We start from the raw sequence: 23051 nt of genomic DNA, 5'->3' as shown, positions 1-23051 counted from the left end.
ACATCAACATACTTTCCATTATCAAGTGTTGCTGGTCCCATAGGGTCAATAAAAGTAAACGGACCAACTTGTCACTTTTTGCGAAATAGCAAAAGCCTACCAACCATAAGTTTTCTAAGTCAGCTTGACGCTCGTTTACTAAAAATTTATTATTTGCCATATTTTAGAATAAACTCGCCTGACCCGTTTCATCTATATCAATATCGTCATCATCTGAAGTATTTTCTGAATTTGGTTTAGGGTCTAAATTTACTTTTACTTCAGTTTCTGAATCGCCCGAATCTTGATTTACTTTTACGACTTCTTCATCTACAACTTCGACATCTTGCGCTGGTTTTTGTTCCGGTGCGTCATAAGGTAGCGAATCAATCAAATCTATCTGATTTACTTTGTATTTTGTGAGTTGATTACCCATCGCAGAAATACCTTTTATATCGATAAATTCTTCAAAATTTACTTCGAGATTATCTTTTCTGTCTTTACCACGTTCTTTCGTAAACTCTACTTCAGCAACTGGTCGCCAATCGGTCGAAACCACTTCTAATTGAGAATTTGGATGTTCAGAAATAAAAGATTCTTCTTTGCCTTCTTGTTCTATTAGAAAACGTTTTACATAATATAATTCTTTTTCACCGTTGTAATAAATTGCGGAAATCGGTTTTTTAGGAACCCACTTTTCGAGGACAATCATATCATCATCAAAGTGAGTGGTAATCTCTGGTATAATTGTTTTTGCAACACCTTTTTGGTTGATAATTAGCAATCGGTCTTCTCCTCTAAACTCGCCAAGTAATTCGCCACGACCATCCACATTTAGTCGCTGTACTGTATCATCAAACCAAATTTTTCGAGGTTTTAAAGTTGAAACTCCTTTTTCTTTTAATTCAACGCGTTTTATAGCGTATTTGGTCACCAAATTACCTTTTGAAGTTCTTCCTTTTATAAGAATATCTGAAAAATCTAAATCCCATTTTAGCTTTTTTATGCTTCCAACTTGACGAAGTGAAATTGATACAACCTCAGCTTCACCATTAGGATTTGCAGAAAAATACCAAACCTGCGAACCTTTGTTGCCGTTTGTTAAATCGTATTCGCGATCACGCGTCATAGATGTCACCGCAAAACGTTTTACGTAAGATGGTCCGCTTTTACCATCGCGGTAAATCATATTATAAATGGTGCGCTTGTCTTTCTTTTTGAAAACAGCAACATGAATGATGTTTTTACCAACAAAAGTTTTAGAATCTACTTTGGTTACCATCATTTTACCGTCTTTGGTAAAGGCGATAATATCATCAATATCACTACAATCGCAAACATATTCGTCCTTTCGGAGCGATGTGCCAATAAATCCTTCTTCACGATTAACGTAAAGTTTTGTGTTCCTAATGACAACCTTGGTAGCATCGACATCATCAAAAATGCGAATTTCAGTTTTACGCTCTTTGCCTTCGCCGTAATCCCTTTTTAAACGTTCAAAATATGCAATAGCATAATCGATGAGATTTGCTAAATGGTGTTTTACTTCAGCGATTTGTTCTTCTAAGGCATCAATTTTTTGTTGTGCTTTATCGATATCAAATTTTGAAATACGTTTAATTCGTATTTCGGTTAAACGCGTAATATCTTCAATAGTAACAGCCCTTTTTAAATGTTTTATATGCGGCTGAAGTCCTTTGTCGATAGCATTAATAACACCTTCCCAAGTTTCTTCTTCTTCTATATCTCGATAAATTCGGTTTTCAATGAAAATTCTTTCTAAGGAAGCAAAATGCCATTGCTCTTCAAATTCACCAAGTCTAATTTCTAGTTCTTGCTTTAAAAGCTGAACGGTATTGTCGGTTGAACGACGAAGCATTTCGGTTACACCAACAAACAATGGTTTGTTATTTTCAATAACACAACCTAATGGCGAAATAGATACTTCGCAATTTGTAAATGCATACAACGCATCAATGGTTTTGTCTGGAGAAATTCCTGAAGGTAAATGCACCAAGATTTCAACTTCTGCAGCAGTATTATCTTCAATCTTTTTAATCTTTATTTTGCCCTTATCATTGGCTTTTAAGATAGAATCTATCAACGAAGATGTGGTGGTCGAGAATGGAATTTCGGTAATAACTAAAGTGTTTTTACTGTGATGCGAAATTCTAGCACGAACACGCACTTTACCGCCACGAAGACCATCATTGTAGTCTGAGCAATCTGCGATTCCGGCAGTTGGAAAATCAGGTAAAATTGTAAAACGCTTGCCTTTTAAATGCTTTACTGAAGCGTCAATCAATTCAATAAAATTATGAGGAAGAATTTTAGTAGATAATCCAACAGCAATACCTTCACCACCTTGTGCTAAAAGCAAAGGAAACATGACTGGCAAATTGATTGGTTCTTTTCTTCGGCCGTCATAAGAAGCTTGCCATTCTGTAATTTTTGGATTGAAAACCACATCCAAACCAAATTTTGATATTCGAGCTTCGATGTAACGTGATGCTGCTGCTCTATCGCCAGTTAAAATATTTCCCCAGTTTCCTTGGGTATCGATGAGTAAATCTTTCTGACCAATTTGCACCATGGCATCAGCGATACTAGCATCTCCATGCGGATGGTATTGCATGGTATGTCCAACGATATTAGCCACCTTATTATAACGCCCATCATCTAAATCTTTCATAGAATGCATGATACGACGTTGCACTGGCTTAAAACCATCTTCAATTGCAGGTACAGCACGTTCTAGAATTACATATGATGCGTAATCCAGAAACCAATCTTTATACATGCCTGTAACCTTGGTTATCGTTTCCTGCGTCTCGATATTTTCGTTAGAGAGTGACTTTTCTTCGTGTTCTTGTTCGTTATTTTCTTCGCTCATGTACTTTTGTACCTCTTATTTTTTCTTATCTATGGACCTCTTAATCATTTGGAGTGCATAAATCATTAGACACACAGAAAAGATTCCTAAATAAACATTTCTGTTTTCTTCAAATCCTAAATTATCATAATCTAATTCAGTAAACCAAAAGACTAATAAAGCCAAAAATATTATAGTCATTATATTAAAAACAGCTTTTGCACTTTTGATACTTCTTCAACCCTATCTAATTCCACCTTCAAATTATCAATAATAAACTCCTGACGTGTTGGCGTGTTTTTACCCATGTAAAAAGACAGTAGTTCTTCAATAGACATATCTTTATCAAGCATTACTGGATCAAGCCGAATATCGTCACCTATAAAATGCTTAAACTCATCTGGTGAAATTTCACCTAAACCTTTAAATCGGGTAATCTCAGGTTTCGGTTTTAATTTTTCTATTGCATTAATTCGCTCTTCTTCCGAATAGCAATAAATCGTTTCTTTTTTATTTCTAACACGGAATAAAGGTGTTTGCAAAATATACAAATGGCCTTCTTTAATAATTTCAGGGAAAAATTGGAGGAAAAATGTAATTAACAACAATCTAATGTGCATACCATCTACATCGGCATCTGTGGCAATAACAATATTGTTGTATCGCAAATCTTCCATGGATTCCTCTATGTTTAGAGCCGCTTGTAACAAGTTAAATTCCTCATTTTCATACACAATTTTTTTACTTAATCCGTATGAGTTTAAAGGTTTTCCTTTTAAACTAAAAACTGCTTGTGTATTAACGTCTCTCGATTTTGTAATACTACCAGAAGCCGAATCTCCCTCAGTAATAAATAAGGTCGACTCTAAATTGCGTTCGTGCTTGGTGTCCCCAAAATGCACACGACAATCGCGTAATTTTTTATTATGAAGACTGGCTTTTTTAGCACGGTCTTTGGCTAATTTTCTTATTCCAGATAATTCCTTGCGCTCACGCTCAGCTTGCATAATTTTACGCTGTAATTTTTCAGCAGTATCTGGATTTTTATGCAAATAGTTGTCAAAGTAAGTTTTTACAAAATCATTAATGTACGTTCTTACCGTTGGCAAATCGCCACCCATATCTGTAGAACCTAGTTTGGTTTTTGTCTGACTTTCAAAAACGGGTTCCATCACTTTTATGGCTATTGCAGAAACCACAGACTTTCTAATATCTGAAGCATCGTAATTTTTTCCATAAAACTCTCTAACTGTTTTGACTAAAGCTTCCCTAAAAGCAGCTAAGTGTGTTCCACCTTGAGTGGTATTTTGTCCGTTGACAAAACTGTGATATTCTTCGCTATATTGGGTTTTACTGTGCGTTATCGCTACTTCTATATCATCTCCTCGAAGATGAATAATTGGATATAGTAAATCGGATTCATTAATATTTTCGGCTAATAAATCCTTAAGACCGTTTTCAGAATAATACTTTTCACCATTAAAAATAATGGTTAAGCCAGGATTGAGATACACGTAATTTTTGAGCATCTTCACCACATATTCACTACGATACTTGTATTTTTTGAATATCGTATCATCTGGAATAAAAGACACCTTTGTTCCTTTTCTTCGAGATGTATCATCAAGCATTTCTTGATTGGTCAAGTTACCTTGCTCAAATTCTGCCGAAGCTGATTTTCCGTCACGCGTAGATTCAACTCTGAAATAATTAGATAATGCATTTACGGCTTTAGTACCAACACCGTTAAGTCCGACAGACTTTTTAAAGGCTTTAGAATCGTACTTTCCACCAGTATTCATCTTAGACACTACATCTACAACCTTACCAAGCGGTATACCACGACCATAATCGCGTACAATTACTTTGTCTCCAATTATAGATATTTTAATGGTTTTTCCAGCACCCATGACAAACTCGTCAATGGAGTTATCGAGCACCTCTTTAAGAAGAATATAAATACCATCATCTGGCGAAGAACCATCGCCTAATTTCCCAATATACATACCAGGTCGCATTCGGATATGTTCTTTCCAATCGAGCGAGCGAATATTGTCTTCGGTATATTTTGTTTGTTCGGACATAGAAATGAGGAAACTTTGATGAAAGGCTAAATATAATATTATACCTCAAAAAAAGAAATACGGATGGTGTAAAGTAATTAACAATAAAAAGCCAATGTTGTTGAGAACATTGGCTTTTATAGATTGGTCAACTAATTGATTGATGATATTCAAATATACACCACTAAATCTTTCATTTGAGTTAACAAGCGTTAACTTGTGTTAAGCTTCTTATTTTAAAAATTCTTTAAAGTAAAGCCAAAGGTTAAGAACTGGTCTTCTTCTTCCTGATTTTCAATTACTATACTTTCAAAAGTTCTGAGATAATTGATTTTAAAACTCAAAAACTTCCAGATAGGAAATTCTGCCGAAAGGTCTGCACTCCAGCGGTAATTGTCTTCGTTTTCTAATGAAGGTTGAAAATAGCTTTCGTGCTTCAACACTACTTTCTTTTTAAAGAGCTCGTACTTGCCACTAACCCAAATTGTACCGCGAAGCGTATTTATAGATTTATCGCCATTAAACTCCGTTTTGTTAAACAAGGCTCTTCTAAAGTCCGTTTCTTCATATTCCAACGTAAGTGAAGCCTTAAGCCAATTTTTATCGCCTTGAATTATTTGATAAGTTCCGCCAGCACCGACTAAATAACGTTTCGCAATTTCACGTCTAAAATTAGTACTTATAAAGCCTAAAGCTTTAGGATAAAATCGCTTTTCAGGATTAAAATACAAAAAGTTAAGACTCAGAAAATCGGAATCTGCCTTGGTTTTATCAAAAGCCTGATACACATAAGAATTAGTAGATTTGTACACCCATTTTTTCCATGGACGAATACTAAAATCCGTACGTCCTCTTAGAATTAAGGTTTCAACATTTCCAGATTGCCAAAAGCCCGTAAAAGATAAACTGGCTTTTAGCTTCAGCGTATCGCTCTCATTAATTTGAGAAAAACTAAAAATTGGAAAAACTAAAAAATAGAGAAAATATTTTTTCATTGTATTCCTATTTAAAGTTTACAATGTGACTAGTATCTATACATTAAACAAGAAATGCATCACATCGCCATCTTTAACAATGTAATTCTTTCCTTCTACACGCATTTTACCAGCTTCTTTAACTTTGGCTTCGCTTCCGTATGCTACATAATCGTCGTATGCAATAACTTCAGCACGAATGAATCCTTTTTCGAAATCTGTATGGATAACACCTGCAGCTTGAGGCGCAGTTGAGCCAATAGTAACGGTCCAAGCACGAACTTCTTTTTTGCCAGCTGTAAAATAAGTTTGCTGATTTAATAATTTATAAGCCGAACGAATCAATTTTGCCGAACCTGGCTCATCTAAACCTATATCAGCTAAAAACATTTGGCGCTCTTCGTAATCGTCAAGTTCATTAATGTCTGCTTCAGTACCTACGGCTAAAACCAAAACTTCGGCATTTTCATCTTTTACCGCTTCTCTAACCTTATCAACATATGCGTTTCCTGTGTTAGCAGCATCTTCATCTACGTTGCAAACGTACATTACAGGCTTGTCGGTAATAAATTGAGAAGGTTTTACGTAATCTGCATAATCATCTTCCGAGAATTCAATAGCACGAACCGAAATTCCTGCTTCGAGATTGGTTTTAATTTTATTTAAAACAGCTTCTTCAGCTTGCGCTTCTTTGTTACCTGTTTTAGCAGCACGTTTTACTTTGTCTAATTTCTTTTCTGCAGTTTCTAAATCTTTTAACTGCAACTCCATATCAATGGTTTCTTTGTCTCTGATTGGGTCAACAGAACCATCAACATGCACAATATTGTCATTGTCAAAACAACGCAATACATGAAGAATTGCGTCAGTTTCGCGAATGTTAGCCAAAAACTGATTTCCTAAACCTTCACCTTTACTCGCACCTTTTACAAGTCCAGCAATATCTACGATTTCAACCGTTGCAGGAACCACTTTTTCGGGGTTTACCAATTCTTCTAATTTAGACAAACGTGGGTCTGGCACATTTACCACACCAATATTAGGTTCAATTGTACAAAACGGAAAGTTTGCACTTTGCGCTTTAGCGTTAGATAAACAATTAAATAAGGTCGATTTTCCTACGTTTGGTAATCCTACGATGCCAGCTTTCATATATTGTAAATTTTGCGATTGCAAATGTAATTAATTCGTTTACTCATTCAAACAGATACTTCACTTTAAAATTTAAGTGCTTAACTCAATCTTGGTTGATGCATAAAAAGTATCGCGTTAGTTTCGCTATATATTCATCAAATCAAATACTTATGAAACTGAAAAACAAAATTTCTTTATTAGTATTAGCTCTAATACTTTTAAACTGCAAACACAGTAACAAAATTCAAGCTCTTAACGATAATAAAAACGTTGCTGTACTTATTGAAACGCCAAAAATAATACCTCACAAAACCAAAAATGCCGAAATTGTATTTTGCCTTGACGCAACTGGTAGCATGAGCGGATTGATTGGCACTGCGAAAGAAAAAATCTGGGATATTGTGAGCGAATTAGCACAAGATGGCGACATCGACATGTTAAAAATGGGTATGGTATTTTACCGTGATATCGGCGATGCATTTGTAACCAAAAAAATAGCAATGACTAAAGATTTAGACGAAGCATATACAGAACTACTAAAAATCAACGCCGCTGGCGGTGGCGATACGCCAGAAAGTGTCAACCAAGGTTTGCAAGAAGCTATTACAGATATGGATTGGAGCAAAGACAAAAAGACGTATCGCACCATTTTTGTGGTTGGCGATTGTCCGCCACATATGGATTACCAACAAGATGTAAAATATACTGAAAGCTGTAAAATAGCAGCGCAAAAAGGTATTACGATTAATACTATTAAATTAGGTAATGGATGCAAACAAGCGATACCTCATTTTAAAGCCATGGCGTCTTGCACTAATGGTGAATTTTTAATGCTCGACCAAAACGCACAAGATATTGTTATTGTAACGCCTTATGATTTTGAAATAAACCAACTCTCTCGTAATATAGACAACACACGTATGTATTACGGAACTGCGGAAGAGCGCGAGGTTAATTATGAAAAGAAAGCCAAATCTATGGCAGTATACGATTCTGGTTCGTCTACAGCAAATAGTGCAAGAGCAGGCTTTAAACAAAGCAAAGCTGGACAAAAAACAGCCTATGGAAGTCAAGAAATTATTAATGATTATGAAAACGGAAAATTAGATTTAGAAGAAATTGAAGAGGATAAACTACCAACCAATTTAAAAGGAAAGTCCAACGAAGAGAAAAAGAAAATTATCGAGCAACTTTCTAAAAAGCGAAAAGCAGACAATCAAAAATTAAAAGACTTACTAAAAAAGAAACGTGAGTTTATTGATGAGAAATTAGCTGAAGACACTAGTAAACGCTCATTTAGTAAAGAGGTTTTGAAGGTGATGAAGAAGCAAGCGAATAAATAGATTGATTTATGATGTGTTAGAAAAAAAATCCTAAGTATTAAGCTTGGGGTTTTTTAATATTTATACATCATCATTAATCTCAATCCAATACCCATCTATATCCTGAAAGTAAATTTGCCGAATCCCATCTTTACGTATATAACTTTTGTCTGTGGTATTTTTCCAATCAGAATAGGCAATTGACAAGGTTTTTAAATGATTTACAAACGCATCAAAGTTTGCTGTTGATAGCGCAAAATGAACCGCTTTATTGATTTTAATTTCCGCATCTGGTCTTGGAATTAAATGCAGCTGTTTGCCCTCATTAATCAATAACCAACGTGTTTTAGAACCTGAAGCTGTATTCTCTATTTCCTTAAAATTGAAAACAGCTTGGTAAAAGTCAATAGCTTTATTGACATTTGTTATGGAAAGGGCGATGTGGTTTAGGGTGAAGTTCATTTGTAGTGAAATTATTGACTATCGACCTTAAGCACAAAATCATCAACGTATTCTTTTAATTCAATGAAATCCTTTTTTGATTGATTTAAATAATGAGTTGTCACTAATTTCCCATTACCCATAAGAAAATATGAATTTTAAAAACCCAAAGTGTCGTTATTTCTTCCAACAAAAGCAAATTCTAATATCCTATTTTCTACCGAAAATTCATCATTTATATAATCAGATATTAAAATTGACTTAGGTGTGTAATCTAAATTCATTGAGCTTTTGAATTCATCCACAAATACATGCGAATATTTATCTGAACCAATAAATTTATTTAACTCATTTGTATCATGATTATTAAATACTATCATTTTATTTAGAATAGCATTTTTTTCATAAACACCTAACGCAAATTTTCCTTTTCCTTGAACTAAAGTGTTTTGGCTATTTATAATTCTAGACGTTTGCTTGTATTTCCCTAATATCGCATATTTTTCACTCTTGTTCACCGTAGCATTTTTAACGACACTGTCATTTTTCACTACGCGAATATTTAGGGTGTCACTTTCGCGATGAGTTTCGTTACAAGATAAAACTAAAATTAAAAACGTAATAATTGTAAAATAGTGTTTCTGAACCATGTGCTAAAATTAATCAAAAAACCCCAAGCCAAAGCTCAGGGTTTTTAAAATATTTTATTGCCAAATAGCGATTATCGCCTAGCCATTCGGATGCATAAATTTCTGCTTCGCCAATAATTGTTCTTCAGTTTCAACAATATTTTCGTCTGGTACACAGCAATCTACTGGGCAAACTTCTGCACATTGTGGTTCTTCATGGAAACCCATACATTCTGTACATTTATCTGGTGCAATGTAGTAGATTTCGTCACTAATTGGCTCTTGCGTTTCGTCGGCATCTACTTCTCTTCCGTCTGGTAAAACTATTTTACCTTCTAAACTTGTACCGTCTTTGTAGCGCCAATCGTCTGCGCCTTCATAAATTGCAGTGTTTGGGCATTCTGGTTCGCATGCGCCACAGTTAATACATTCGTCTGTTATTATAATTGCCATAGTTTTTTCTTTTTCAAATTGACGTAAAATCAAATTAATTGTAATCTGTAATTTCGAGCGACAGTCGAGAAACTTTTATAACTGTCTTTAAATTGCATTTCGACTGCGCTCAATGTGACAGAATAAGTAAATTAGAATTTCGGTGATCAATTAACCTTCAAATTCCGTAATTTTGCAGTTGCAAAAATAAAGCCAAAACCTTTTACTGCCAAACTTATATGGAATTACAACAAAGTCTTAACGCTTTTGTAAAATTAGGCGAATTTCTTAGTCAGTTTACAGCGTCTCCAAAGTCGAGCGATATCGATAGCGCTTTAATCGATGGTTTTAACCACCAACTGAAATTAGCCAAAGAACATAACGGTTGGTTTTCACAAAATAATCTGGACTTTGCATTGCAATCTTGGACGGATGCCTTGTCAAAAGACAATCTCGAAACGTGGACAAATGCTTATGATTTCAATATAAAAGAACCAAAGACCATTGCCATAATTATGGCAGGAAATATTCCGATGGTTGGCTTTCATGATTTTTTAAGTGTGCTGATTTGCGGACATAATGTTTTGGTAAAACAATCGTCTAACGATAAGCACCTTTTGCCCTATTTGGCAAAATATCTCGAATATGTTGAACCCGAATTTAAAGGAAAAATAAAATTCACCGAAGAAAAACTTGAAGGTTTTGATGCCGTTATCGCCACAGGAAGCAATAACACCGCACGTTATTTTGAATACTATTTTAAAGACAAACCATCAATTATTCGTAAAAACCGTAATTCAGTCGCCATTTTAACTGGTGAAGAAACTGATGCTCAACTCTCTGCTTTATCCGACGATATTTTTAGATACTACGGTTTGGGTTGCAGAAATGTCTCAAAAATTTACATTCCCGAAGATTATAATTTCGATGCATTTTTCAATGCTGTTTTTAAGTGGAAAGACATTATTAACGAAAGTAAATACGCCAATAATTACGATTATAACAAGGCGGTTTACATTATGAGCGAATTTGATATGCTAGAAAATGGTTTCTTAATGATTAAAGAAGACCCGAGTTTTGGTTCGCCAATTGCAACTGTGTTTTATGAGAAGTATAAAGATGTTGAAAAATTAAGAACACATCTAGAAACCCAAAAAGAACATATTCAATGCATAGTTGCTGATGGTTACTCAGACAATGAAATTGCTTTTGGTAAAACCCAAGAACCACAATTATGGGATTACGCAGATAATGTGGACACTGTTGATTTCTTGTTGAAAATATAGCCTAAAAATTATCATATTCTTAATAGTATTTACTGAGATATTCGGCATCTTTGTGGCAAATGAAAATAAAATTACTGTCGGTTCGAGCGCAGTCGAGAACTATTAAATCGAAATACTTCCTTAAATAGGTTTCGACTGCGCTCAACCAGACAGACAAACAAACCAAGAATAAATGAAACTCCACAATTTTAGTGCAGGTCCTTGCATACTTCCAAAATCTGTAATGCAAAAAGCATCAGAAGCTGTTTTAAATTTTGACGATGGCTTATCGTTATTAGAAATTTCGCACCGTAGCAAACCTTTTGTGGATGTTATGGAGCAAGCGCGCGCTTTAGCTCTTGAGCTTCTAGGACTAGAAGGTAAAGGTTACAAAGCCTTATTTCTTCAAGGTGGTGCAAGCACGCAATTTTTAATGGTCGCTTTAAATTTATTAGAAAAAAGAGCTGGATATTTAAACACAGGTACTTGGTCTGATAAGGCCATTAAGGAAGCCAAAATTTACGATGATATTTACGAAGTAGGTTCGTCTAAATCCGCAGGATTCAATTACATACCAAAAGGTTACGAAATACCTGAAGATTACGATTATTTCCATTGTACATCTAACAACACCATTTTTGGTACACAGATGAAAAGCTTCCCAGATTCGCCAATACCAATGGTTTGTGATATGAGTAGTGATATTTTTTCGCGTCAATTAGATTTTTCAAAATTTGATTTAATCTATGCTGGTGCACAAAAAAATATGGGACCAGCTGGTACAACTCTAGTGGTTGTAAAAGAAGATATTTTAGGAAAAGTATCTCGTAAAATTCCATCAATGATGGATTATAAAGTGCACATCAGTAAAGGCAGCATGTTTAATACACCTCCAGTTTTTGCGGTATATGTTTCAATGTTAACGATGCAATGGTTGAAGGATTTAGGCGGAATTAAAGCCATAGAGGAAGAAAATGAAAAAAAAGCACGTTTAATTTATTCTGAAATTGATTTGAATCCTCTTTTCAAAGGCTATTCTGTAAAAGAAGACCGTTCTAATATGAATGCAACTTTCACTTTAGAAAACGAAAATCTTAAAGAAACTTTTGATGCTATGTGGAAAGAAGCAGGCATTAACGGATTAAACGGACATAGAAGTGTTGGTGGTTACCGAGCATCTATGTACAATGCCTTATCATTAGACAGTGTAAAAGCATTGGTTGAAGTAATGAGTGAGCTAGAATCGAAAGCGTAGGTTTCAGTATTCAGTCGCAGTAAACAGTTTTCAGTCAAGTCAGAATAAAAATTAGAACTTAAATAGACTTCCATTTTCATAGAAGCAAAAATTATAGAATTATAAAAAGTGTTATGCACTTTAAATTAAAAGTTTAATCTTAAAAAAGTTACCCAACAAATTCCCTTTCCTTTGGAAAGGGTTAGGGAAAGGCCATGAAAGTATTAGCAAATGACGGTGTATCACAAAGTGGAATTGATGCGCTTGAAGCCGCAGGTTTTGAAGTATTAACCACAACCGTTGCCCAAGAACAATTAGAAAATTATATCAACGATAAAAACATTTCTGTTTTATTAGTTAGAAGTGCCACGCAAGTGCGTAAAAATATTATTGACAACTGCCCTAGCCTAAAAATTATTGGTCGTGGTGGCGTTGGTATGGATAATATTGATGTAGATTATGCTCGCGAAAAAGGCTTGCACGTGATTAACACGCCTGCAGCATCTTCACATTCTGTGGCGGAGCTCGTGTTTGGTCACTTTTATGGCTTAGCTCGTTTTTTACACAACTCTAACAGAGATATGCCACTTGAAGGTGATACCAACTTCAAAAAATTGAAAAAATCTTATGCAAAAGGTACCGAACTTAAAGGTAAAACTTTAGGCGTTCTTGGTTTTGGACGTATAGGGCAAGCAACCGCAAAAGTTGCTATTGGTGCTGGAATGAAAGTTGTTGCTTATGACCCATATATGGAAGCTGCAGACTTAGAACTAGAGTTTTTTGATGGACAGAAAGTCAACTTTAATATAAAAACAGAATCTAAAGAATCTGTTTTAAAACAAGCCGATTTCTTAACACTTCACGTTCCTGCTCAGAAAGATTACGTGATTGATGAAAAAGAATTTAGTCAAATGAAAGATGGTGTTATTATCGCAAATGCTGCTCGCGGTGGTGTTGTCAATGAGCTGGCGTTAGTTAAAGCTATTGAAAGCGGAAAAGTAGCTAGAGCTGCGCTTGATGTATTTGAAAAAGAACCACAACCAGAAATGGGATTATTGATGAATCCTGCATTATCATTGACACCGCATACTGGTGCAGCGACAAATGAAGCGCAGGATAGAATTGGTGAAGAATTAGCATCGCAAATTATAAGTATCTTGAAATAAAGCGAATACAAATTTTGATAAGAAAAGTCTCAATTTTTATTGAGACTTTTTTCGTACATTTAAAACTTTACTAACTAATATAACGACAAAATGGAAGGAATTTTAGATTTACTCAATAGTGACTTAGGAAAAAACCTTATCAGTGGTGTTTCTAACTCTACAAACACAGATCAAAGTAAAACCAATAGTGTTTTAACTATGGCAATGCCTGTTTTACTTAAAGCTATGCAACGTAATGCAGCTTCGCCTCAAGGCGCTGAGGGTTTAATGAATGCTTTAAACAGTAAGCATGACGGTAGTATTCTAGACAATCTTGGTGGCTTATTTGGCGGTGGCGTTGATGATAGCGTTAAAAATGATGGCGCTAAAATTCTAGGTCATGTTTTAGGGCCAAAACAAAATAGTATCGAAAATTTTATTGGCCAGAAGTCTGGTGTAAGCGCAAGTTCTGTAAGTGAAATTCTTAAAGTAGCAGCTCCTATTTTAATGGGAATGTTAGGAAAGAAGAAACAAGAAGCTAACGTAAGCTCAAGTAATGATTTAACAGGAATGTTAGGTGGACTTCTTGGTGGAAGTAGCACAGATAACGAGCAAAGTTTTCTAGAAAAAATATTGGATGCTGATGGTGACGGAAGTATCGTAGATGATGTTGCTGGAATGGTTCTAGGTGGCGGAAAGAAAAAAGGTGGTCTTGGCGGATTACTTGGAGGCTTGTTTGGGAAATAGAAAAATCCAACCTTTATATAATGACTGCGAGTTAAAACAGGTACAAAATGTATCAGTTTAATTTGCAGTTTTTTTATGCCTCATTGATAAGGTGATTTCGCCTTAATATTATTCTGCTTCACTCATTTATTGTTTTAAAGTCTAAAGATATTCTTCAATTTTGAAGTGTTAAACAATGATAACGTACAATTATTAACTTCAAAATTTAATATCTTTAATTTATGAAAAATTCAATTCTACTTCTACTACTTTTAATGCTAGCTTCGGGCTGTAAATCTATTGATGGCGCAAAACCTATTAGCGACGAGCGCGAAGAAAGTTTAGTAGACAACGATACTGTTGTTATTGATAGTGACGAAAACACATATGAAATCATTATCATAGAACCAGGTTTTAATGCGTGGCTAATATCAAATGCACGACCTAGAAATTATTACACGCAAGAATACATGGAGGCACGTAACCAAATTTACGTGAACAATTGGAATATAAGAGTAAACCAACCACATCAATACGACCCTAGTTTATACGAACTACAAATAGACTATAATCCACGCGAAGATTATGGCTACGAAATCAACTATAAACTGTATAACTATTTCATCTACTTCCAATTAAAATACAAGCAAAAATTAGGACCGTTTACTCCAAGAATTTAATGTAAATTTGCAGCGTCTAAAAAACGCTATGGAAAAATTTAAAAACCGTTGGGAAATCACCGAAAATTGGCAACTCTTGTTTCCATTTCTCGGTGTTTTTGGTTTAAGCTATTCAAGCTATAAATTAGGATTTCTGTTTGAACAATATGTTGGTTTAGTCGTGGCAATACTTCTATCGGCTGTTTTCTTTTTTGTTTTGTTGAAATTCATTCTATTTCTATTTGAAAAATTAGAAAATAAATGGATTTTGGATGCTAAATGGGAAATGATTCGCGTCTTCATCGTTTTTGCAATAACTGGTAGTTCGTCGATGTTTATCGGTAGACCAATCATTAAATGGCTTGGAATTACTAAAGAAAACTTAAATCCTATACTCTATTGGGTTTTATTCATTATTATTGGGCTAATTTTTTACCAAATTCTTTTAGTTACATTTGGTTGGCTATTTGGTCAGCACAAATTCTTTTGGAATTTTGAAAAGAAAATGCTCAGAAGATTTGGTTTAGGACGCTTTATAGATTGAAAGTGAACAAATTTCATATCATTATTAAAATTTCAGCTTTACTATTGGTATTAGCCGTTTTGGCACCTTCAATAGTAAAATTTTCTCATGGGTTTCAAAATCATGAGCACGAAATTTGTTTGGGAGAATCGGACTCTCACTTTCATAGTATTGATATTGATTGTGAGTTTTATAAATTCAAACTAAATACACAGTACGTTCATATTTTAAAACCAATCAATATTTTAGAATTCGACGTAAAAACTTCAGAAATAAAATCGCAATACGCTTTTATTAGCGATTATCAGAGACTTCAAACATCTTTACGAGGTCCACCTTTTTCGATATAAATTAAAAGTATCGAAATTTATTCTGTAAAAACACCATTTAAAATTAGCGCGTTTTTACAATTCCATTTAATTATTATTTAATGAAGCATTTTATTGCAATCATTACGCTTATTATAAGTTTTACTAGCTTTTCGCAAGACTGTAATTTTATCTTTTTAGGTGAAGTTGTAGACTTTCATGATAAAACACCAATTGTTGGTGCAACTATTTATATCAAGGAATTAGATAAATATGCAGCATCTGATATTGATGGAAAGTTTAAAATTGAAAATTTATGTGCCGGAGAAATTACTTTAGTGATTACACACATAGCTTGCGAGAATAAAACTGAAAAATTTAAAATAACAAGCGATACCTTTAAAACCATTTCCTTAGAACATCATATTGAAGAGCTTAACGAAGTATCTGTAAACGCCACTGCCAATAAAAATGAAACAAAAACAGCTCAAGAAACTGTTTTAGATTCTAAACAGCTAAAGCGTTTTAGTAGTTTAAGTCTTGGTGATGCGCTAAAGGAAGTGCCTGGTATTTCGTCTATAAATACTGGTAATGCTATTGTAAAACCAATGGTAAACGGTATGCACAGTAGCCGATTGTTGATTGTAAATAATAATGTACGACTGCAAGACCAAGAATGGGGAATTGAACATGCGCCAAGCATTGACATCAATTCTGCCAACCAGATTTCAGTTATAAAAGGGTCTGGTGCATTGCGTTACGGCGGCGATGCTGTTGGTGGTGTTGTGGTTATAAATCCTACTCGTGTTATTTTAAAAGATACACTCTATGGAAGTACAACAATAAGCGGACAGACAAACGGTCGTGGGTTTAGTGCATCAACATCATTAAATAAAACTTTTGAAACAGGTTGGTTTGCGAACGTTCAAGGTACAGTGAAACAAAACGGAGATTACGAATCGCCAGATTATTTACTAACCAATACAGGAGCAAAATCTAAAGGCTTTACCATTAATGGTGGTAAAAAAACTTTTGAATCTGGCTTTGAGGTATTCTATAGTTTTCTGAATAATGAAATTGGAATTTTACGTTCGTCACACATAGGTAACATCGATGATTTAGTTAATGCTATTAATTCTGATGAACCTTTTGTGGTAAACGATTTTAGTTATGATATCAATTCTCCAAAGCAAGACATAACTCATCACTTGTTTAAAGGATTGTATTATAAACGATTTCAAAATTTTGGAAAACTAAGCCTTCAATATGATTACCAGAATAATCAACGTTTTGAGTTTGACATCAGAGTTGGCGACGACAGAAATAAACCTGCATTAGACCTTAATTTACAAACGCACACAGTTTCTACAGATGTTGTGTTAGATTCTAACTTAGAACGAAAACTTTCTTTTGGACTAATGGGAAGATATCAAAACAATTTTGCAAATCCAGATACCGGTGTTAGACGATTAATCCCAGATTATGATAAATATGATTTTGGAATTTACGGCACTAGCGAATGGCGATTAAATGATGATGTTACTATCGATGCTGGTTTACGCTATGATTTTAATCGTATTGATGCTAAGAAGTTTTATAGAACAAGCCGTTGGGAAGAACGTGGGTATGATGTAGAATTTCAAGAATTTGAGATTGAAGATTTAGGAACGCAAATTTTAACCAATCCTATTTTTGATTATCACAACATATCTGCTTCTGCTGGTGCAAAGTTTAATTTAAATAATAATAGTTACGTATTGGCTAACTATAGTTTAGCAAGTAGACCACCAAATCCTTCGGAATTGTTTAGTGATGGCTTACACCATTCCGCAGCGCGTATTGAGCTAGGAGATTTACGTTTAGACCAAGAAATTTCTAATCGTGTATCTGCAACTTATAATTTAAAAACCTCAAATTTTGGACTTAATATTGACGTGTTTTATAATAGAATCAATGATTTTATATACATAAGACCATTTGGTGTTGAGCAAACGATTAGAGGTGCGTTTCCAGTATGGAATTTTACAAAAACTAATGCTGAATTTTTTGGTATTGATATTTCGGCGGATTTTGATATCAATTCAAACTTTAGTTTGAGTAATAGCACGTCGTTTATAAAGGCCAATGATTTGGATGAAAACCGACCAATCATTGATATTCCGCCGTTTATTACTAATAATGCAATTACATTTAGTAAAACCGAATGGAATAATTTTTCGGCAAGCCTAAAATCTGAATGGATGTTTAGACAGAATGAATTTCCTGATTTTAATTTTGAAGTTTTTAACGCTTCAACCAATGAAACGACACTTGTGGATATTAGTACGCCACCAGCAGCGTATCATTTGCTTCATTTTTACACTGAAGCTACATTTCCTATATCTAAAAAAACAAGTTTAAATGTAGGATTAAACATTAACAATTTATTAAACACAAATTATAGAAACTACTTAAATCGTCTGCGCTATTTTGCCGATGATTTGGGAAGAAATGTTCTATTACAATTACAATTAACCTATTAAAAAATCAATTATGAAAAATTTAAAAATCGCATTTTTATTATTTGCAGCAGCTTTATTTACAGTATCATGTTCTGACGATGATAACCCAGTAATTGTCAACGAAGAAGAAGTTATCACAAAAATGGTTGTTGAATTTGTGCCAGTTGGTGGAGGAAATAGAGTTGTTGTCGAAGTAAATGACCCAGATGGAGATGGTCCAATTCAGCCTGTTGCTACCGACGGAATTTTAGTTGCAAATACAACTTATAATGCAAATATTACGTTATTGGACGAAAGTAATCCAAATGATATAGAAAACATTACTGAAGAAGTTGAAGAAGAAGATGATGAGCACCAATTCTTTTTTGCAACAACGGGAAATATTGGTACAATTACTTATTTAGATTTTGACGCAAATAATAATCCTGTTGGATTAAATTTTAGCTTAGAAACTTTAAGTGCTACATCTGGAACTCTAACTGTTACACTTAGACATGAGCCTATTAAAGATGCTGCTGGTGTAAGCAATGGAGATATTACAAATGCTGGAGGAGAAACAGATATCCAAGCTACTTTTAATATTTCTGTGCAATAAACTAAAGTTTTAACTATAGAAAAAGCACCAACACTGGTGCTTTTTTTATTAGTTTTATTTAAAAGATTTTCAAAATGACCGAAATTGATTTTGCACTTTCTCAAGAAAGCGATACCGATAAAATTGAATTGGTCGGTACTGTTCTTTGGAATAAATCCCATGCTATTGGTCATTTTACAAAACTCTCAGAAGCCGAGCAAACCTTTGTTTTAATCGATATATTTGAAAGTGAAATTAACAGAAACGGACTTTTTGGTTTTTTTTACAATTCTTCAGGAGAATATGCACATGAAGTTCTACAAGCTTTTCAAACTATAAATGCATTTGAAACGGCTGAAATCATTAACAAATCTATAAGAGCTTTCAAGGTGCTTCCTATACCGAAGGATATATTATTACGACGAAAATTTATTTTTGAATCCAAAGACCAACTTACTAAAAAATGGTCTCAATTAGACGATTTACTAATTGCGAGTAAAGAAGATATTATCACACTATTAATTCCGTATATTGCGGCGCATAAAACAGACTTTGAATATTGATATATTTCAGCAAAACATTATCTGTTTACAATTAAAATGTCCAAATTACCCAAAGCCCATAAGTTTATTGATTTGTCGGATTATGGCAGACCAATAGCCAAACAAATAGCCATTTCGTTACAACATACTAGATTTACGCCTATCCACGTTACCATAGCGTTTGTGGTTTCTGGCTTAATTGCTGCGTTTTGTATTATTCAACAACAGTATGTGTTTGCAGCCTTTTTCTTGATTTTGAAATCTATTTTAGATGCTGCCGATGGCGAATTGGCGCGCGTAAAAAACACACCGTCATATACTGGTCGTTATCTCGATTCGGTCTCTGATATCATTTTGAATGCTATTTTCTTATTAGCTATTTTTCAAATTACACCAACAAGTATTTGGTTGGTTTTATTAGCGTTTATCGCCATACAATTACAAGGTACACTTTACAATTACTATTATGTTATTCTAAGAAATAGACATAATGGTGACACTACAAGTCGCGTTTTTGAGGAGAATACACCAACAGCTTTAAAGGGTGAAACACAAGGAAGTGTCAATATCTTATTCAGAATATATAAAATATTATATGGTGCTTTTGATAAGGCTATTTACTTTTTAGATGAAAAAGCAGCTACGGGTAAAACATTACCAAGTTATATGATGACCTTATTGTCTGTTTTTGGACTTGGTTTTCAACTTTTAATGATTGCTGTACTTCTAGTTTTAGGTCTTAAAGATTACATTATCCTCTACTTTATAAGTACTTCTATATTAATTTTGGCATTCATAGCTTTCAGAAAATTACTTTAGCTTTTTAGTCGTTGGTTTAGCCTTAATTAAATAAGTGTAAACCCACATTATAGTAAACGTTGGTATTACATCTGTAAATGGTAAAGCTTCTTCTGCAAAAGCTATAATTCCTCCTATTTTCCCTGCTTTTCCTTTAAAAAGCTTTGTCATTATAAATCCAGAAACAGGTGCCCAAATAATATCAGAGAATTCGCCAATTCCTGGAATTACAAAAGAGATGTAACCCATTGCATCAAGCAATAAGCATAATAATAATTTTAAAAATTTATTCATTAAATAGTTTTAGTTGTATTAAATCAAGAAGTATTCCAAAAATTAATGAACGTCATTGTGGCATTTTCACTGCTATTTTTAACTTTTAATTAAGAGCGATACTCTATTGCTCGCAGTAGATTTGCGGAAATATATAAGCAAAAAACTAAGTCATCAATTTACTCACAAAACATATCTCCATTTTTCTGTTTTTAGTAGTAGCTAGTTTTGTTCTACAAACATCTAATGCACAGACTAAAAAAGTTTTAGAAATCAATAGAACGGAAAACGCACCTAAAATAGATGGTATATTAGATGACGCCATCTGGCAAACTGCAGAAATAGCTACTGATTTTATTTCGTTTCAACCAGAAATTGGATTAAAATCCACAAAAAATACGCGCACAGAAGTTAGAATGACTTATGATAATCAGGCCATTTATGTTTCTGCTTATATGTTTGACAACCCAAATGATATTATGAAACAATTGACCAATAGAGATGATTTTGGTCAATCCGATTTTTTTCTACTTGTTTTAAATCCAAATAACGATGCTCAAAACGATACTCTATTTTTTGTGTTTGCTTCTGGTCAACAAGCCGATGCCATAGCAAATCCTACAATTGGAGAAGATTTTGGATGGAATGCTGTTTGGCAAAGTGCAGTAAAAATGCATGATGACGGTTGGACATTAGAGATGAAAATTCCATATCGAGCACTTCGTTTTCCTGAACAAGACACACCAACTTGGGGCATTCAATTTCATAGAGAATTTAGACGAGATAGAGCTCGATACACATGGAATCCACTAGACCCAACAAAAGGAAATCCTGGATTATATCATGGCGAATTGATAGGATTAGAAAATTTAAAACCACCTGTAAGACTTAATCTTTATCCTTTTACCACAGGAATCGTTACAGATTTTGATGGCACTACAGAAACTGATTTAAAGTTTGGACTCGACTTAAAATACGGAATTACCGATAATATTACTTTAGATGCAACGCTTATCCCCGATTTTAGTCAAGTTGGGTTTGATAATTTAGAGCTTAATCTCGGGCCTTTTGAACAAACTTTTAGAGAGCAAAGACAGTTTTTTACCGAAGGTGTGGATTTATTTTCAAAAGGTGGATTGTTTTTTTCGAGAAGAATCGGAAATGCACCAGTTGGTTTAGTAAACTTAGCGGATGGCGAAAATATAAACCGTCCAAGTACTACAAAGGTTTTAAATGCAATTAAAGTTTCAGGACGAACCAAAAGCGGATTAGGCATTGGAATTTTAAATGCCTTAACAGAGAAAACTGAAGTTGCGGTTACAGATGATAATGATGTGGTTTTGCGAAGTGAGGTTATAGAACCATTTGCAAATTATAACGTATTAGTTGTAGACCAACAGTACAATGGAAATTCATCGATAAGCTTAATAAATACTAACGTAATGCGCGAAGGCAGTTTTAGAGACGCCAATGCTACAGCGCTGGTAAGTAATTTTCAAAATAAAAGAAACACATATAGGATTGATACCGAAGCACGTGTAAGCCACGTAAATTACCAAACTATTGAGGCAGAAACAGGTTTTAGTAGTTTCTTTTTTATTGGAAAGACAAGTGGTAATTGGCGCTACAGTTTTGACCATAGATTTGCCGACACCAAATTTAATATTAATGATATTGGTTTAAACCTAAGAAATAATAGAAACAATTTTGGTGCGGATTGGTCTTATGAAATTTTTGAACCTACTGAAAAATTGAACCGATATCGGATTAATGGCTTCGTTAATTATGAGCGTTTAGCTAATCCAGGCGTTTTTACGGGATTTAGTTTGGGAGCAAATTATTTTGCTGTGGCTAAAAAGTCTTTAGACGCTTATGGTTTTAACATTAGAGCAAACCCAGGAAAACAATTTGACTATTTTGAAAGTCGTGATGGACGCTTTTTTATATTTGAAAATTTTGCACGTATCGGCGGATTTATTTCAACCAATTACAATAGACCATTTGCGTATGATATCCGTTTGTCAGCTGGAGCCATTTTTGAAGAAGGTAGGGATTTTACATCAATTGGTGTAGAGATAGAACCTCGTTATAGATTTAATGATAATTTTCTTTTAATCTATGAAATAGAATACGACAAACGTAAAGGCGAACGTGGATTTGCAACTCGCGAAAACAATGAAACCATATTTGGTGAGCGAGACAGACGCAGATTAACAAATACCATAACGGCCAACTACACTTTTAATCCATTACACACGCTGTCTTTAAATCTTCGTCATTATTGGGATACTGTAGATTATGATTATGAATTATTTACATTATTAGACAACGGAAGGCTAACTACCAATTCTGGTTACAATTTAGACAATGTAAGTACTAATCCAAACGTAAATTTTAGCACATGGAACGTGGATTTAAGCTACTCATGGCAATTTGCACCAGGTAGTTTTTTAACTGCATTATACAGAAATCAATTATTTAATGTAGATAACAACTCTTTTGATACATTTTCTACGAGTTTTAATACATTATTTGAGCAACCTGCTTTACATCAAGTATCATTAAGATTGCAATACTTTATAGACTTCAATGGTATAAAATCTATTTTTACAAAAAATAATAGCCAAAGCTAATTGTTTGGCTAGACTTTAAATATT

Annotated in this window: 21 protein-coding genes; 13 read left to right on the top strand and 8 right to left on the bottom strand. The window is 34.1% G+C overall.

Annotated elements, in window-relative coordinates; genetic code table 11:
* Window positions 1-163 precede the first annotated feature (163 nt).
* The 4 genes from ACFQ1Q_RS00700 to ychF all read right to left on the bottom strand — a co-directional run bounded on the left by ACFQ1Q_RS00700 (window position 164) and on the right by ychF (window position 7040).
* Complete coding sequence (locus ACFQ1Q_RS00700) at window positions 164-2872, bottom strand: DNA gyrase/topoisomerase IV subunit A (RefSeq protein WP_386126938.1); 2709 nt, start codon at window positions 2870-2872, stop codon at window positions 164-166.
* A gap of 179 nt (window positions 2873-3051) precedes the next feature.
* Window positions 3052-4935 (bottom strand): DNA topoisomerase IV subunit B, encoded by a 1884-nt coding sequence (locus ACFQ1Q_RS00695; protein ID WP_386126936.1) that lies wholly within the window; start codon window positions 4933-4935, stop codon window positions 3052-3054.
* Window positions 4936-5150: 215 nt separating this feature from the next.
* Window positions 5151-5909 carry a DUF481 domain-containing protein gene (locus tag ACFQ1Q_RS00690; RefSeq protein ID WP_386126934.1) on the bottom strand — a complete coding sequence of 253 codons (759 nt, stop codon included), beginning with the start codon at window positions 5907-5909 and terminating at the stop codon, window positions 5151-5153.
* Window positions 5910-5945: 36 nt separating this feature from the next.
* The gene (gene ychF, locus ACFQ1Q_RS00685) at window positions 5946-7040 is read right to left on the bottom strand and encodes a redox-regulated ATPase YchF (protein WP_386126932.1); all 1095 of its coding nucleotides are present in this window, start codon (window positions 7038-7040) and stop codon (window positions 5946-5948) included.
* A 152-nt stretch (window positions 7041-7192) separates the two neighbouring features.
* On the opposite strand from ychF, the gene ACFQ1Q_RS00680 reads away from it, so the two are divergent.
* Window positions 7193-8365: a vWA domain-containing protein gene (locus tag ACFQ1Q_RS00680; protein WP_386126930.1), complete on the top strand. Its 1173-nt coding sequence runs from the start codon at window positions 7193-7195 to the stop codon at window positions 8363-8365.
* 60 nt (window positions 8366-8425) lie between these two features.
* On the opposite strand, the gene ACFQ1Q_RS00675 is transcribed toward ACFQ1Q_RS00680, so the two are convergent.
* From ACFQ1Q_RS00675 to ACFQ1Q_RS00665, 3 genes are all read right to left on the bottom strand, one after another.
* Window positions 8426-8806, bottom strand: a complete 381-nt coding sequence (locus ACFQ1Q_RS00675; RefSeq protein ID WP_386126928.1) for a VOC family protein — start codon at window positions 8804-8806, stop codon at window positions 8426-8428.
* 137 nt (window positions 8807-8943) lie between these two features.
* On the bottom strand, window positions 8944-9435 hold the full coding sequence (locus ACFQ1Q_RS00670; protein ID WP_386126926.1) for a hypothetical protein: 492 nt from the start codon (window positions 9433-9435) through the stop codon (window positions 8944-8946).
* 78 nt (window positions 9436-9513) lie between these two features.
* Window positions 9514-9867, bottom strand: coding sequence for a 4Fe-4S dicluster domain-containing protein (locus tag ACFQ1Q_RS00665; protein WP_386126924.1), 354 nt, complete (start codon window positions 9865-9867; stop codon window positions 9514-9516).
* Between the two features lie 218 nt (window positions 9868-10085).
* Here ACFQ1Q_RS00665 and ACFQ1Q_RS00660 point away from each other — a divergent pair, with 218 nt between their 5' ends.
* The 11 genes from ACFQ1Q_RS00660 (at window position 10086) to ACFQ1Q_RS00610 (ending at window position 20142) form a co-directional block, all read left to right on the top strand.
* A complete protein-coding gene (locus ACFQ1Q_RS00660) occupies window positions 10086-11132 on the top strand; it encodes an acyl-CoA reductase (RefSeq protein WP_386126922.1) in 1047 nt (348 codons plus the stop codon).
* 172 nt (window positions 11133-11304) lie between these two features.
* Window positions 11305-12366, top strand: coding sequence for a 3-phosphoserine/phosphohydroxythreonine transaminase (gene serC, locus ACFQ1Q_RS00655; protein ID WP_386126920.1), 1062 nt, complete (start codon window positions 11305-11307; stop codon window positions 12364-12366).
* 194 nt (window positions 12367-12560) lie between these two features.
* Window positions 12561-13511, top strand: coding sequence for a D-2-hydroxyacid dehydrogenase (locus tag ACFQ1Q_RS00650; protein WP_386126918.1), 951 nt, complete (start codon window positions 12561-12563; stop codon window positions 13509-13511).
* A gap of 90 nt (window positions 13512-13601) precedes the next feature.
* Window positions 13602-14237, top strand: coding sequence for a DUF937 domain-containing protein (locus ACFQ1Q_RS00645; RefSeq protein WP_386126916.1), 636 nt, complete (start codon window positions 13602-13604; stop codon window positions 14235-14237).
* Window positions 14238-14458: 221 nt separating this feature from the next.
* Window positions 14459-14896, top strand: coding sequence for a DUF6146 family protein (locus ACFQ1Q_RS00640; protein WP_386126914.1), 438 nt, complete (start codon window positions 14459-14461; stop codon window positions 14894-14896).
* 28 nt (window positions 14897-14924) lie between these two features.
* Window positions 14925-15419: a DUF6787 family protein gene (locus ACFQ1Q_RS00635; protein WP_386126912.1), complete on the top strand. Its 495-nt coding sequence runs from the start codon at window positions 14925-14927 to the stop codon at window positions 15417-15419.
* A 2-nt stretch (window positions 15420-15421) separates the two neighbouring features.
* The gene (locus ACFQ1Q_RS00630) at window positions 15422-15748 is read left to right on the top strand and encodes a hypothetical protein (RefSeq protein ID WP_386126910.1); all 327 of its coding nucleotides are present in this window, start codon (window positions 15422-15424) and stop codon (window positions 15746-15748) included.
* 80 nt (window positions 15749-15828) lie between these two features.
* Window positions 15829-18228: a TonB-dependent receptor gene (locus ACFQ1Q_RS00625; RefSeq protein WP_386126908.1), complete on the top strand. Its 2400-nt coding sequence runs from the start codon at window positions 15829-15831 to the stop codon at window positions 18226-18228.
* A 10-nt stretch (window positions 18229-18238) separates the two neighbouring features.
* Entirely contained in the window at window positions 18239-18802 is a 564-nt protein-coding gene (locus ACFQ1Q_RS00620) for a type 1 periplasmic binding fold superfamily protein (protein ID WP_386126906.1), read from the top strand.
* A 74-nt stretch (window positions 18803-18876) separates the two neighbouring features.
* A complete protein-coding gene (locus ACFQ1Q_RS00615) occupies window positions 18877-19344 on the top strand; it encodes a DMP19 family protein (protein ID WP_386126904.1) in 468 nt (155 codons plus the stop codon).
* 36 nt (window positions 19345-19380) lie between these two features.
* Window positions 19381-20142 carry a CDP-alcohol phosphatidyltransferase family protein gene (locus ACFQ1Q_RS00610; protein WP_386126902.1) on the top strand — a complete coding sequence of 254 codons (762 nt, stop codon included), beginning with the start codon at window positions 19381-19383 and terminating at the stop codon, window positions 20140-20142.
* Here the strand turns inward: ACFQ1Q_RS00610 and ACFQ1Q_RS00605 are convergent.
* Window positions 20134-20415: a hypothetical protein gene (locus tag ACFQ1Q_RS00605; RefSeq protein WP_386126900.1), complete on the bottom strand. Its 282-nt coding sequence runs from the start codon at window positions 20413-20415 to the stop codon at window positions 20134-20136. The two genes, ACFQ1Q_RS00610 and ACFQ1Q_RS00605, sit on opposite strands and share 9 nt — an antisense overlap.
* Before the next feature lie 152 nt (window positions 20416-20567).
* On the opposite strand from ACFQ1Q_RS00605, the gene ACFQ1Q_RS00600 reads away from it, so the two are divergent.
* Window positions 20568-23027: a DUF5916 domain-containing protein gene (locus ACFQ1Q_RS00600; RefSeq protein WP_386127511.1), complete on the top strand. Its 2460-nt coding sequence runs from the start codon at window positions 20568-20570 to the stop codon at window positions 23025-23027.
* Window positions 23028-23051: the final 24 nt, after the last annotated feature.

This window comes from Winogradskyella litorisediminis, from assembly GCF_042675765.1.
GTDB lineage: Bacteria > Bacteroidota > Bacteroidia > Flavobacteriales > Flavobacteriaceae > Winogradskyella > Winogradskyella litorisediminis.
Note: the sequence above shows the minus strand (reverse complement) of the source record. Positions and strands in the feature narration are given on the sequence as shown.